This is a genomic window from Klebsiella sp. BIGb0399 (assembly GCF_003752615.1).
Taxonomy (GTDB): Bacteria; Pseudomonadota; Gammaproteobacteria; order Enterobacterales; family Enterobacteriaceae; genus Klebsiella; species Klebsiella lignicola.
Window position 1 is genome coordinate 228969 of record NZ_RKHT01000006.1, and the last position, 13300, is coordinate 242268.

Sequence of the window (13300 nt, forward strand, 5' to 3'; positions counted from 1 at the left end):
TGTTTTGATGGTGCCACGAGGAGCCGCTATGAATATCCCTGACGATGCCTTTTTCACCCTGCTGGAACATTCCTTAAACCACCGGGACCACGAAACCCTCCAGCGCACGCTGTATCGCACGCTGCGCGAGGCTATCCTGCAGGGGGTGCTGGTGGGGGGAAGCCGTCTACCCGGTTCGCGGGCTATTGCCGAACGGCTCACTCTGTCGCGTAATACCATCAATGCAGCGCTGGATCAGCTGGCAATGGAGGGGTATCTGTCACGCAGTCGCCAGGGCACTTGGGTAGCCAGGCAGCTGACTGCTGGTGAGAGCGAAGGGCCAGCCTCTGCCATTGCGTTGCCGGAGAGGCTGCTGGCGTTACCTGCGGGGACCCGCCGGGATTCACCCGTGCTGGCGTTTACCCCCGGTACGCCGGCGATAAACTATTTCCCCTTGCCGGTCTGGCGACGGCTGCTCGACCGGGTGCTGAGGGAAGAGGGCTATGCGCTGCTGGGGTATGGCGATGCGGCGGGCGATCCTGCGTTGCGGGAGGCGATTGTGCGCCATCTGGCGCTGTCGCGAGGGATCCGCTGCGATGCCCGACAGGTAGTGATCACCGAAGGCGCGCTGGAAGGGGTGAACATTTGTACGCATCTGCTGAGCGTCGCGGGCGATACCGCGTGGGTCGAAGAGCCGGGTTATCCTGGGGCGAAGAGCGTCTTTCTGAAGGCCGGGCTGCATATCAAAGGGATGCCGGTCGATAGCGAAGGGATGTGCCCGGATGTTAACGACAGCACGACTCCGCGCCTGATTTTCACCTCGCCCTCACACCAGTATCCGTGTGGGGCGGTCATGAGCGCGCGACGGCGTCTGGCGCTGCTGGACTATGCCCGGCAGCACGATGCCTGGATCATTGAAGATGATTACGATAGCGAGTTTCGCTACAGCGGTGAGCCGATTCAGGCGATGTCAGGCATGCTAAAGCAGGCGCCGGTAGTCTATCTAGGTACCTTCAGCAAAACGTTGTTTCCGGCGCTGCGTATTGGTTTCGTGGTGATGCCTCCTGCGCTGGCGGAAGCGGCGCAGGGGATTGTAGGGTCGCTGCTGCGCGGCGGTCACCGCGCCGAACAGCGTGCGCTGGCGCTGTTTATTGAAGAGGGGCATTACGCCCGTCATCTGGCGGCGATGCGTCGCTTGTATCGTGGACGACAACTGCAGCTGCGGGAGGCTCTTGAGATGGAGCTTACTCAACCTTGTGAGATTCTGGGCGGGGAGGGCGGTCTGCATTTGACGGTGGCCATCGACGGGATCGACGATGGCGCGATAGTCGAGAAGGCGCGGCAGTATCAGCAGGCTCCGGCGGCGTTAAGCCGGTTTTACCTTAATGCCGCGCAGGCGCGAAGCGGGTTGGTGCTGGGGTACGGTAATACCTCCGCTTCGCACTTTGGTCCGGCGATACGGACGTTAAATCGTCTTATTGCGCAGTCCCGACGCGGGTCAGGCTGAAGACATCGTAAAACGACAGCTCACCTTTGGTGGCGACCATTTTCTCAAGCTGGCTTTTTTGCTCGCCGGCCACGCGGGGCGATTGCAGAATACGCTCAATCAGCTGCTGCGGAACGTAACGCGTGTTGTACCACTCGCCGTTGTAGCAAACGCGAAAATCCAGGACATCGATATCTTCATAGCGATAGCGCGGGTAGACGTCGAAAAAGAAGAAACCGTTGAGCAGGACAAACAGCACCACCAGCAACCAGACGGAATCTGCCAGTGTTTCTGAACGCCACATGACCACGAAGGTTGCGAGGAAAGCGGCGTACATCGCGACGAACAGCCACGGATGGTTGCGGATAAAACTGATACTGAAGCGCGGACGGTTGTCACGCTTCTCTTGCGCATTGAGTTCATCAATGGTGTTTGTCAGCAGTTGCTGTATTTCTGTCATTTTGCTCCCCGGTTCTGCTTCATAACGCGCTAGCCTGAAGGCTATTTTATGTTGCAGCAATCTCTCGGGAAAGTAACAGATCAGTTGCAGAAAAGCATAACAGTTACGATTTTTGCGGTGTCAGCATCTTAATGATTTGCGCCGGGTTGCCGCCGACGACGGCGTAAGCCGGAACATCTTTCACCACCACGGCACCGGAAGCGATAACCGCGTTGTCGCCAATCGTCACACCGGGATTAATCACCGCCCGACCGCCAATCCAGACATTATGGCCAATCGTCACGGGTTTGCCGTACTCTTTACCGCTGTTGCGTTCGACCGCATCCAGTGGATGCGTGGCGGTATAGATATGGACGCCGGGCGCCAACATGCAATTATTACCGATATGAATCGGGCAAACGTCGAGCATCACGCAGTCAAAGTTGGCGTAAAAATTGGTACCGAGGAATATATTGTAACCATAATCACAGCGGAAACTGGGTTCAATATAGGCGTCATGATCCCTGCCAAATAGCTCGGTAAGGCATGTTGCCCGCCATTCACGTTCATCGGGTGCCGAATGGTTGTAGCGATGCAGTAATTGCCTGGCGTGCTGGCGATCGGCTCGTAACGTTGCGTCTCCTGGCTGATACAGCTCGCCAGCGATCATTTTACGTTTTTCTTCACTCATGGTGCTTTCCTTAATGAAATGGGCACCATAATATAAAAAAAAAGAGACCGGTTTCATAAGCATTATTAATGACTTATGCGAGAGATATCACAATTAAGTCCTGCGTAAGAGGAGCAACGCAATTAACCTGCGTATAGATACGTAAAATGAATTAACGAATGAATTTCCACACAGATGTTGGGATTTTGTCGTAAAGCTTATTCATGGTCAATTCGGCAAGACGATGATCGGCCGCTGAGTAAAATACAGCCAGTTCGTTATCGGAAAGTTCATATTTGTTTTTTTCAATTACGCGTTCCAGCGTATCAATTGTCTGACAGCGACGTAAGCGCATCAAATAGTCTGTTTTGGTTAATGGTTCACCAGACATAAAATCACCTTTAGATTGTAATAATACTAACAAGAAAGACTTGCCGGGTTCTCCCGGCTGGCATTCACGAAACAACGGAATAACCGATTCCCCGATTTACGCCATTTCTGGAGATCGCCCGTGTTAATGCCATAACTACTGAACAACATAAACGTGTCGTCCAGGTATTCGTCCAGCTGAGCAATCAGTTTATTATCCTCAGCGTACTTAATTTTATAATTAAGCGCGAACGTGGCGATGTGTTCGATCAATTCATTAAGCTGAAGATTGACAGCCGACGTCGGGTCATTCACCCAGCCGTGGTTGATCTCTTCCAGGTTTGCAAGGCAGTCATGATACAGGGTTTCGCAAAGAAATCGAAGTTGCGCGATATCATGTCTTTTTGGCGAGTATTCGTCCATAACGCATCCCCTTATGAGTGGTTTAAACGACGACCAGCAAGCACCGTTGTGGGATGAACACGACTAACAGACCTGACACATACATTGTAATCCTGTTGTTTTAACTATAATCCACTCTTAAAAAGATTTCACCGTGCTATTACGAAAAATTACAATTATCGCGGTTAATTTATCTTAAAAATATCCGAATTTATTATTACAGCATCCGGTCAGGGGTCAGTAGCGGGTAACAAGGCTTATGGGTCATTGATTTAACTAATGATTTCCTGCGGTTACAAGACTATCTTCAACGAATTCAGAGTTAAGAATATTCTTATCACTGATAAGCCAGGAAAAGAATAATCCGAGTGGAATAAAGCAGAGCTTATCACAAGAAATTGTATATCAGAATGTAAAATAAACCGTGGCAATGTGTGCCCTTTAATATAAGGCGGCGATCTCGCTGGCTCAGGACGTCGGAAAGTGGTCTGAGGCACATAAAAAAAGGGCCGCATATGCGGCCCTTAGTCATGGGAGATTAATGATGCTCAACCGGATGGCTGTGCTCAATGTCTTCCGTTTTCTTACTGAAGCGGCGACGAACCACCACGAAGAACACTGGAACAAAGAAGATTGCCAGTACCGTCGCGGTCACCATCCCGCCCATTACGCCAGTACCTACGGCGTTCTGTGCACCGGAGCCTGCACCGGAACTGATAACCAGCGGCATAACCCCGAGGATAAATGCCAGTGAGGTCATCAGGATAGGACGCAGACGCATACGTACCGCTTCCAGCGTTGCCTCAATCAGACCTTTGCCTTCTTTATCCATCAGATCTTTGGCGAATTCGACGATAAGTATCGCGTTCTTCGCCGACAAGCCAATGGTTGTCAGCAGGCCCACCTGGAAGTAAACGTCGTTTGTCAGGCCACGGAACGTTGCCGCCAGCAGGGCGCCGATAACCCCCAGTGGCACAACCAGCATGACCGAGAACGGTATCGACCAGCTTTCATACAGCGCTGCCAGACAGAGGAATACCACGATAAGTGAAATGGCATACAGCGCTGGTGCCTGGTTACCGGACAGACGTTCCTGGTAGGACATACCGGTCCAGTCATAGCCAATACCCGAAGGCAGTTTGCTGGCCAGTTCTTCCATCATGGTCATCGCTTCACCGGTACTTCTGCCCGGTGCCGCCTGACCAAGGATTTCCATCGATGGCAGACCGTTATAGCGTTCCAGACGCGGAGAACCGTACTCCCAGTGTGACGTCGAGAAGGCCGAGAACGGCACCATCTGCCCGTCGCTACCGCGAACGTACCAGTTGCCAATATCTTCCGGCAGCATACGGTATTTCGCTTCAGACATGACGTACACTTTCTTCACGCGACCGCGGTCGATAAAGTCGTTGACATAGCTACCGCCCCAGGCCGCGCCCAGTGTGGTATTGATGTCGCTGATAGATACGCCCAACGCCTGCGCTTTCTCCTGGTCGATATCCACCTTGAACTGCGGTGTATCTTCCAGACCGTTTGGACGCACGCCGACCAGCAGGTCAGGGTGCTTCGCTACTTCACCAAACAACTGGTTACGTGCCTGGGTCAGTTTTTCATGGCCCAAACCACCCTGGTCGATCAGCTGGAAGTCGAAGCCGGTTGCGGTACCCAGTTCCACGATAGCCGGCAGGTTAAAGGCGAAGACCATCGCATCTTTAATCTGCGAGAAACGGGCCATCGCACGACCGGTAATCGCTTCAACCTTGTTCTCTGAACCAGGACGTTCGCTCCAGTCTTTCAGCGAGACGAACGCGATACCGGTGTTCTGACCACGACCGGCGAAGCCGAAGCCGTTAACAGCAAACACCGACTCAACGTTGTCTTTCTCTTTGGTGAGATAGTAGTCCGTCATCTCGTCGAGCACTTTCTGCGTACGTTCCTGCGTCGCGCCAGCCGGAAGCTGCGCCATGCTCAGGAATACGCCCTGGTCTTCATCTGGTAAGAACGAGCTTGGCAGACGAACGAACAGCCACGCCATTCCGACGACGATGATCAGATACAGCACCAGGTAGCGACCGGTACTGCGCAGAATGTTACCTACGCTATCGGTGTAGTGGTGCGTGCTCTTATCGAACATGCGGTTAAACCAGCCAAAGAAGCCTTTGTGCTCGCCGTGACCGCCTTTGGCGATAGGTTTTAACATCGTGGCGCACAGCGCCGGGGTCAGGATCAATGCAACCAGTACCGACAGCGCCATCGCGGAGACGATAGTGATGGAGAACTGACGGTAAATCGCCCCTGTTGAACCACCGAAGAAGGCCATCGGGATAAATACCGCCGACAGCACCATGGCGATACCCACCAGCGCGCCCTGGATCTGGCCCATAGACTTACGGGTTGCTTCCTTCGGCGGCAGGCCTTCTTCCGCCATGACACGCTCGACGTTTTCGACCACCACGATGGCGTCATCGACGAGAAGACCGATCGCCAGCACCATACCAAACATGGTCAGGGTGTTTATCGAGAAGCCGAAGATGGCGAGGATCGCGAACGTCCCCAGCAATACGACCGGTACCGCGATGGTTGGAATCAACGTCGCGCGGAAGTTCTGCAGGAACAGATACATCACCAGGAATACCAGGATGATCGCTTCCACCAGCGTTTTCACCACTTCGTGAATAGAGATTTTCACGAACGGCGTGGTGTCATACGGGTAAACAATTTTCAGGCCTGACGGGAAGTACGGCTCCATTTTTGCCAGTTCGGCACGAATGGCATTCGCCGTATCCAGCGCGTTCGCGCCGGTCGCCAGTTTAATACCCAGACCGGAAGCCGGCTGGTTGTTAAACTTCGCGACGATGTCGTAGTTCTCACCACCCAGTTCAACCTTGGCGACATCACGAAGACGAACCTGCGAACCATCCTGGTTCACTTTCAGCAAAATATTGCTGAATTCGTCAGCGGATTTCAGACGGGTCTGCGCGATGATCGAGGCGTTCAGCTGCTGGCCTTTCACCGGCGGCGTACCGCCTAACTGACCGGCTGCAACCTGGGCGTTCTGCGCTTTAATCGCGCTGATCACATCGACCGGCGTCAGCTGGAAGTTGTTCAGTTTGTTCGGATCCATCCAGATACGCATCGCGTACTGGGAACCAAACAGCTGAACGTCACCCACACCAGACGTACGGCTGATCGCATCTTTCATGTTGGCGCCCACGTAGTCGGAAATATCCTCCTGCGTCATGGTGCCGTTGGTGTTGATAACGCCGACAACCATCAGGAAGCTACTGGAGGATTTCTCCACGCTCACGCCCTGTTGCTGTACTTCCTGCGGCAGCAGCGGCATGGCGAGCTGCAGTTTGTTCTGCACCTGTACCTGCGCGATATCTGCATCAGTACCTGACTGGAAGGTCAGGGTAATCTGTACCGTACCGGTTGAGTCACTGTTGGAGGACATGTACATCAGGTTATCGATACCGTTCATGTTCTGTTCGATAACCTGTGTCACGGTGTCCTGCACCGTTTTCGCATCAGCGCCGGGGTAGGTTGCGGTGATCGAAACGGCCGGTGGCGCAATCGTTGGATATTGCGCAACTGGCAGCTTCATGATCGCAAGACCACCCGCTAGCATGATGATAATGGCGATCACCCATGCGAATATGGGGCGATCGATAAAGAAATTAGGCATGTCTTAACGGCTCCTGTTTAAGTTAAGACTTGGTTTGTTCTGACTGCGCGTTACTGGCAACTTGCTGTTTATCGTCAGAGGTCACTTCCTGCGCTTTTACCTGCACGCCTGGTTTTACTTTTTGCAGCCCGGTAACGATCACGCGATCGCCGGATTTCACGCCGCTGGTCACCAGCCATTTATCGCCAATTGCCTGGGTGGCATTGACCTGACGGGTTTCCACTTTATCGCCTTCACCCACCACCATCACGCTGGCATCGCCACGTGGTGTACGGGTGACACCCTGCTGTGGAACCAGCAGCGCATCCGGGTTGGTGCCTTCCTGCAGACGAGCACGCACGAACATACCTGGTAACAGCGTGTGGTCCGGGTTCGGGAAGACGGCGCGTAAAGTGATTGAACCGGTTGTCTGATCAACGGTGACATCGGAGAACTCAAGCGTACCGGCTTGCGGATACTCAATCCCGTCGCTGGTCACCAGCTCGACTTTGGCTTTGCCGTTTTCTTGTTTCAGCGTGCCGTTTGTCAGCTCTTGTCGCAGACGCAGGAAATCGTTGCTCGACTGGGTTACGTCAACGTAGATCGGATCCAGCTGCTGAACGGTGGACAGGGCGGTGGTTTGACCGTTCTGCACCAGCGCACCTTCGGTAACCGCAGATTTACCAATGCGGCCGCTGATCGGCGACGTGACTTTGGTATAAGCCAGGTTAATACGTGCAGTTTCTACCGCAGCTTTCGCGGCGACAACGGCAGCATTGTTCTGCTGAGCATCGGCGACCGCAGTATCATAGTCTTGTTGACTGATGTACTTGGTACCAAGCAGTTTCTGATAACGTTTAACCGTCAGCTGGGAGATATTGGCCGCCGCCTGTGCTTTGGCTAAATCGCCTTTCGCACTTTCATAGCTGGCCTGATAGGTCGCGGGGTCGATCTGATAGAGAGACTCGCCGGCCTTGATATCGCCACCTTCCGTAAAGTTACGTTTCAGAATAATGCCACTTACCTGAGGGCGGACTTCTGCAATACGGTAGGCGCTGGTACGGCCCGGTAGCTCAGTGGTGATTTGCAGAGGTGCGGATTTGAGCGTCACTACACCGACTTCCGGCATATGCTGAGCCCCTTGCTGAGCCGGTTTGTCGTCACATCCTGTTAGCGCTAAGCTGCCTGAGAGCATCAGAACGACCGCCAGAGGCGTTAACCCTCTGTTTTTGTTCATATGTAAACCTCGAGTGTCCAATTTCAAATTGTTCAGTGGCTCAAACGACCACAAACCCACTACTGTGTTTCTATTATGGTCATGCTATGGTACATACATTCACAAATGTATGTAAACGTAACCTCTGTAAACTCATCAACCTATGGCACGAAAAACCAAACAACAGGCACTTGAAACCCGGCAACACATACTGGATGTGGCTTTGCGTTTGTTTTCGCAGCAAGGCGTATCATCTACCTCGTTAGCAGCAATTGCAAAAGCTGCCGGGGTGACGAGGGGGGCTATCTACTGGCATTTTAAGAATAAATCAGATCTATTTAACGAAATCTGGGTGCTGTCGGACGCAAGTATTAGCGATCTTGAAGTTGAGTATCGGGCAAAATTCCCCAGCGATCCACTCTCAGTTGTCCGTGAAATCTTAGTTTATATCCTTGAAGCTACGGTGACAGAAGAGCGTAGACGACTGATGATGGAAATTATATTCCATAAGTGCGAATTCGTCGGTGAGATGGCGGTAGTGCAAAACGCACAACGCAGCTTATGTCTCGAAAGCTACGATCGCATAGAACATACACTCCGTGAATGTATTGCCGCCAAACTGCTGCCCGCCAACCTGCTCACCCGTCAGGCCGCCGTTTTAATGCGCAGCTATCTCTCCGGACTGATGGAAAACTGGCTTTTTGCGCCAGATTCTTTCGATCTCAAAAAAGAAGCCCGTAACTATGTTTCTATTCTTTTAGAAATGTATCAGCTCTGTCCTTCTCTCCGGGAGCCAGCGGAAATTAAGAATTAACTGAGCTGACAGGACAAAAAAGGTGGTTTTTTGCTGCTGCTGACTGCTATTCGCGCGGTGGCAGAAGTGCTATTCTGCGCGCTGTAACGATCCCCGGTATTCTCCGGCTTTTGCAACCACTCGTGCTAACACTATGCTGCATACTATTCGTAGGCGTAATGCCACTTCCGCGTTTGTCATTCTACTGTTGTTATTTGTTAGCTGCCTTAGCATTAACCAGGCCCAGGCTGCTGATGTTCCCGACCGATCTGATGTTCAGAATCAACTTAATACCCTGAATAAACAAAAAGAACTGACTCCACAGGATAAGTTAATTCAGCAAGACCTGGTTCAAACGCTTGAAGCACTCGATAAAATCGAGCGGATAAAGGCCGAAACCACCCAGCTGCGCCAGCAGGTAGAACAGGCGCCGGCGAAGATGCGTCAGGCGGTTGATAACCTCAACGCCCTCAGCGATGTGCCTGACGATGAAGCCACGCGCAAAACGCTCAGCACGCTCTCTTTGCGTCAGCTGGAATCGCGGGTCACCCAGACTCTGGACGATCTCCAGACCGCCCAGAACGACCTGGCAACCTACAACAGCCAGCTGGTCTCCCTGCAAACGCAGCCGGAACGTGTGCAAAACGCCATGTATTCGGCGTCCCAGCAGCTCCAGCAAATACGTAACCGGCTGAATGGCACCACCGTTGGCGAAGAGGCGTTGCGGCCGAGCCAGCAGGGATTGCTCCTGGCACAGCAGGCATTGCTGAATGCGCAGATCGATCAGCAGCGCAAGAGCCTCGAAGGCAACACGGTCCTGCAGGATACCCTGCAAAAACAACGTGACTATGTCAGCGCCAACAGCAACCGCCTGGAGCATCAGCTGCAGCTGTTGCAGGAGGCGGTCAACAGCAAACGCCTGACGCTAACCGAAAAAACGGCTCAGGAAGCGGTAACGCCTGATGAGACCGCTCGTATTCAGGCCAACCCGCTGGTCAAGCAGGAGCTGGAGATCAACCACCAGCTCAGCCAGAAGCTGATCTCGGCGACGGAAAACGGCAACCAGCTCGTGCAGCGCAACATTCAGGTCAAAAACTGGCTCGATCGGGCGCTGCAATCTGAACGCGATATCAAAGAGCAGATTTCCGTCCTTAAGGGGAGCCTGCTGCTGTCCCGTATTCTCTACCAGCAGCAGCAGACGCTGCCGTCGGCGGAAGAGCTGAGCGATATGACCAACCGGATTGCCGACCTGCGTCTGGAGCAATTCGAGGTCAACCAGCAGCGTGACGCGCTGTTCCAGAGCGACAACTTCGTGGCCAAACTGGAAGAGGGGCATAGCGCTGATGTGACGCCGGAGGTGCATGATGCGCTGCTGGATGTCGTGGATATGCGTCGTGAGCTGCTCGATCAGTTTAATAAGCAGCTCGGCAACCAGCTGATGATGGCGATTAACCTGCAGATCAACCAGCAGCAGTTAATGAGCGTCTCCAGCAACCTCAAAGCGATCCTCACCCAGCAGATTTTCTGGGTGAACAGCAATAAACCGATGGACTGGGACTGGATTAAATCCTTCCCGGAGGCGCTGAAAGAGCAATTTAAGGCGATGAAAATCACCGTAAACTGGGAGAAAGCCTGGCCTGCGGTGTTTGTCGCCTTCCTCGCCGGTCTGCCATTGTTGCTGATTGCCGGGGTGATTCGCTGGCGTCTGCAGTGGCTGCGTAACTACCAGGCTAAGCTGGCGTCGCAGGTCGGACAGTTGCGTAACGATACGCAGCTCCATACGCCGAAAGCGATTCTGATCGATCTGATTCGCGCCTTGCCTGTGGTGCTGCTGATTCTGGCTGTGGGTCTGATTCTGCTGACCATGCAGCTGAATATCAGCGAACTGCTGTGGGCCTACAGTAAAAAGCTGGCCCTGTTCTGGCTGGTGTTCGGTCTGTGCTGGAAAGTACTGGAAAAAGATGGCGTGGCGGTCAGCCACTTCAATATGCCTGCCCAGTTGACCAGCCACTGGCGTCGTCAGATTGTCCGCGTGAGCCTGGCGCTGTTGCCGCTGAATTTCTGGTCGGTGATGTCCGAGCTGTCGCCGCTGAACCTGATGGATGACGTTCTGGGACAGTTCGTTATCCTGATGAACCTGCTGCTGATTGCGGTGCTGGTGTGGCCAATGTGCCGCGATAGCTGGCGTGACAAAGAATCACACAGCCTGCGTCTGCTCACCATCACCGTGCTTTCTATTGTGCCGATTGCATTGATGGTGCTGACGGCAATGGGCTACTTCTATACCACCTTGCGTCTTGCGGGCCGCTGGATCGAAACCGTCTATCTGGTGATGCTGTGGAACCTGCTGTACCAGACCGTGCTGCGTGGCCTGAGCGTTGCCGCGCGACGTATCGCCTGGCGCCGTGCGCTGGCTCGTCGTCAGCACCTGGTGAAAGAGGGGGCCGAAGGGGCTGAGCCGCAGGAAGAGCCGACGATTGCTCTGGAGCAGGTTAACCAACAAACGCTGCGTATTACCATGCTGGTCATGGTCGCCTTGTTTGGCGTGGTGTTCTGGGCGATTTGGTCCGATCTGATTACCGTGTTTGCCTATCTCGATAGCATTACGCTGTGGCACTACAGCGGCACCGAAGCAGGCGCCAGCGTGGTGCGTAACGTGACGATGGGCAGCCTGCTGTTTGCTATTGTCGCGTCGATGGTGGCCTGGGCGCTGATTCGTAACTTGCCGGGTCTGCTGGAAGTTCTGATCCTCTCGCGGCTGAATATGCGCCAGGGGACTTCCTATGCGATCACCTCGATTATGAACTACGCGATCATCGCCATCAGTGCGATGACGGTGTTCGGCGCGCTGGGGGTTTCCTGGGATAAATTGCAATGGCTGGCGGCGGCACTCTCCGTTGGTCTGGGCTTCGGCCTGCAGGAGATCTTCGGGAACTTCGTTTCCGGCCTGATTATCCTCTTCGAACGCCCGGTGCGCATCGGCGATACGGTGACGATCGGTACCTTCTCCGGTACTGTCAGCAAAATCCGTATTCGCGCCACCACCATTACCGACTTCGATCGTAAAGAGGTGATCATCCCGAACAAAGCGTTCGTGACCGAGCGCCTGATCAACTGGTCGCTGTCCGACACCGTGACGCGCGTGGTGATCCGCCTTGGGGTGGCGTATGGCTCCGATCTCGATAAGGTGAAAGAGGTCCTGCTTCAGGCGGCGCACGAACACCCGAAAGTGATGCAGGAGCCGGCGCCATCGGTATTCTTCACCACGTTTGGCGCGAGCACGCTGGATCATGAGCTGCGTTTGTACGTGCGTGAACTGCGCGATCGTAGCTACACGGTGGATGAGCTGAACCGGGCGATTGACCGCCTGTGCCGTGAGAACGACATTAATATCGCCTTCAACCAGCTGGAAGTGCATCTGCGTAATGAAAAAGGTGATGAAGTGACCGAGCTGAAGCGGGAAGTCAAAGGCGACGATCCGTCACCGGCTATCGGTTAAAGTGCGGTAGATTGACGATCAACAAGGGCGGCCAGGGTGCCGCCCTTGTTGATTAACGATGTGAGTTAGCGTTGCTTTATTCGCTGGTCTGGGTGCCTGGCTGGCTTAGTTTTTTCTCATAATCTCGTTTGATTATCTCCAGTGCACCCAGCACCGTCCGTGCCGGGACCTGGTTCTCTTCGAGCAGCATAATCAAATCAACGGCCAGTTTGACCTCATCCGGGGCGGTTTCCAGGGACATTGCGTTTCCTTCTGTTAGCGCGTGATACGTGCCAGTACGGCTTCTATTTTTTCCAGTGCATCGCGACAGCGCGCCAGGCGTCCGGCATAGGCGTCCACCTCTTTGGCCAGCCGTTGCTGATCCTCAAGCGTTGTCGCTTGCGCCAGTTGACGCTGGCGATCGTTTCTCATCGCCAGCAGCTGACGTTCATACTCCTGATGCTGCAACCGCCGCCGCTGCCAGCGTTGCAGTCCGGGGGAAGCGCTATCCCATTGACGCAGAGACCAGGTGGCCGCCTCCCGGTTCAGGGCGGCGATTTGCGCGACCAGCCGTTCCGCCAGCCAGCTCACCTGCGGCAGCTGCTGGTTCTCCACCGCCTGGCGCAGCTCAGCAAAATGCTGCTGCGCTTCTTCAAGACAAGACTGCATCAATGTACTGCGGGTGCGAAACAACTGCCGGTCGAAACGGGCGCTGAGCGTCGCATGCTGCGCCAGCGGTGCAAGCTGTACCGCCAACTGGGCCAGCTGATTTTCCAGCGTTTGTAAAAGCCGGGTTGTTTTCAA

At 54.1% G+C, this 13300-nt stretch carries 11 protein-coding genes and 1 pseudogene; 4 read left to right on the top strand and 8 right to left on the bottom strand.

All coding sequences use genetic code 11. The features are described 5' to 3' along the window. Positions 1 to 28 precede the first annotated feature (28 nt). Complete coding sequence (locus tag EDF82_RS11750; RefSeq protein ID WP_123755732.1) at positions 29 to 1486, top strand: PLP-dependent aminotransferase family protein; 1458 nt, start codon at positions 29 to 31, stop codon at positions 1484 to 1486. Here EDF82_RS11750 and EDF82_RS11755 read toward each other — a convergent pair. Then, positions 1455 to 1925 carry a YlaC family protein gene (locus tag EDF82_RS11755; protein WP_123755733.1) on the bottom strand — a complete coding sequence of 157 codons (471 nt, stop codon included), beginning with the start codon at positions 1923 to 1925 and terminating at the stop codon, positions 1455 to 1457. The genes EDF82_RS11750 and EDF82_RS11755 overlap by 32 nt on opposite strands. Positions 1926 to 1958: 33 nt before the next feature. On the opposite strand from EDF82_RS11755, the pseudogene EDF82_RS25445 reads away from it, so the two are divergent. Then, positions 1959 to 2057 (top strand): annotated as a pseudogene (locus EDF82_RS25445) (hypothetical protein); the annotation flags it as partial. Here EDF82_RS25445 and maa read toward each other — a convergent pair. The 5 genes from maa to acrA form a co-directional block, all read right to left on the bottom strand. Further along, positions 2029 to 2595, bottom strand: coding sequence for a maltose O-acetyltransferase (maa, locus tag EDF82_RS11760; protein WP_123756221.1), 567 nt, complete (start codon positions 2593 to 2595; stop codon positions 2029 to 2031). The pseudogene EDF82_RS25445 and the gene maa overlap by 29 nt on opposite strands. Positions 2596 to 2746: 151 nt before the next feature. After that, the gene (locus EDF82_RS11765; RefSeq protein WP_004858783.1) at positions 2747 to 2965 is read right to left on the bottom strand and encodes an HHA domain-containing protein; all 219 of its coding nucleotides are present in this window, start codon (positions 2963 to 2965) and stop codon (positions 2747 to 2749) included. Between the two features lie 26 nt (positions 2966 to 2991). Further along, positions 2992 to 3366 carry an Hha toxicity modulator TomB gene (gene tomB / locus EDF82_RS11770; RefSeq protein ID WP_123755734.1) on the bottom strand — a complete coding sequence of 125 codons (375 nt, stop codon included), beginning with the start codon at positions 3364 to 3366 and terminating at the stop codon, positions 2992 to 2994. A 517-nt stretch (positions 3367 to 3883) separates the two neighbouring features. Then, positions 3884 to 7030: a multidrug efflux RND transporter permease subunit AcrB gene (gene acrB, locus EDF82_RS11775; RefSeq protein ID WP_123755735.1), complete on the bottom strand. Its 3147-nt coding sequence runs from the start codon at positions 7028 to 7030 to the stop codon at positions 3884 to 3886. Between the two features lie 22 nt (positions 7031 to 7052). After that, positions 7053 to 8246 (bottom strand): multidrug efflux RND transporter periplasmic adaptor subunit AcrA, encoded by a 1194-nt coding sequence (acrA, locus tag EDF82_RS11780; RefSeq protein ID WP_123755736.1) that lies wholly within the window; start codon positions 8244 to 8246, stop codon positions 7053 to 7055. Between the two features lie 142 nt (positions 8247 to 8388). Here acrA and acrR point away from each other — a divergent pair, with 142 nt between their 5' ends. Together acrR and mscK are read left to right on the top strand one after the other, a co-directional pair. Beyond that, positions 8389 to 9039 (top strand): multidrug efflux transporter transcriptional repressor AcrR, encoded by a 651-nt coding sequence (acrR, locus tag EDF82_RS11785; RefSeq protein WP_123755737.1) that lies wholly within the window; start codon positions 8389 to 8391, stop codon positions 9037 to 9039. A 133-nt stretch (positions 9040 to 9172) separates the two neighbouring features. Then, positions 9173 to 12517 (top strand): mechanosensitive channel MscK, encoded by a 3345-nt coding sequence (gene mscK / locus EDF82_RS11790; RefSeq protein WP_123755738.1) that lies wholly within the window; start codon positions 9173 to 9175, stop codon positions 12515 to 12517. A 76-nt stretch (positions 12518 to 12593) separates the two neighbouring features. Here the strand turns inward: mscK and rsmS are convergent, their stop codons facing one another. Together rsmS and priC are read right to left on the bottom strand one after the other, a co-directional pair. Further along, on the bottom strand, positions 12594 to 12758 hold the full coding sequence (rsmS, locus tag EDF82_RS11795; protein WP_123755739.1) for a pleiotropic regulatory protein RsmS: 165 nt from the start codon (positions 12756 to 12758) through the stop codon (positions 12594 to 12596). 14 nt (positions 12759 to 12772) lie between these two features. After that, positions 12773 to 13300: a primosomal replication protein N'' gene (priC, locus tag EDF82_RS11800; protein WP_123755740.1), complete on the bottom strand. Its 528-nt coding sequence runs from the start codon at positions 13298 to 13300 to the stop codon at positions 12773 to 12775.

Excerpts from the sequence above, each read along its gene's own strand:
- maa (WP_123756221.1), bottom strand. The coding sequence starts at position 2,595 with ATGAGTGAAGAAAAACGTAAAATGATCGCTGGCGAGCTGTATCAGCCA.
- mscK (WP_123755738.1), top strand. The coding sequence starts at position 9,173 with ATGCTGCATACTATTCGTAGGCGTAATGCCACTTCCGCGTTTGTCATT.
- acrA (WP_123755736.1), bottom strand. The coding sequence starts at position 8,246 with ATGAACAAAAACAGAGGGTTAACGCCTCTGGCGGTCGTTCTGATGCTC.
- acrB (WP_123755735.1), bottom strand. The coding sequence starts at position 7,030 with ATGCCTAATTTCTTTATCGATCGCCCCATATTCGCATGGGTGATCGCC.
- acrR (WP_123755737.1), top strand. The coding sequence starts at position 8,389 with ATGGCACGAAAAACCAAACAACAGGCACTTGAAACCCGGCAACACATA.
- rsmS (WP_123755739.1), bottom strand. The coding sequence starts at position 12,758 with ATGTCCCTGGAAACCGCCCCGGATGAGGTCAAACTGGCCGTTGATTTG.
- EDF82_RS11755 (WP_123755733.1), bottom strand. The coding sequence starts at position 1,925 with ATGACAGAAATACAGCAACTGCTGACAAACACCATTGATGAACTCAAT.
- EDF82_RS11765 (WP_004858783.1), bottom strand. The coding sequence starts at position 2,965 with ATGTCTGGTGAACCATTAACCAAAACAGACTATTTGATGCGCTTACGT.
- tomB (WP_123755734.1), bottom strand. The coding sequence starts at position 3,366 with ATGGACGAATACTCGCCAAAAAGACATGATATCGCGCAACTTCGATTT.
- EDF82_RS11750 (WP_123755732.1), top strand. The coding sequence starts at position 29 with ATGAATATCCCTGACGATGCCTTTTTCACCCTGCTGGAACATTCCTTA.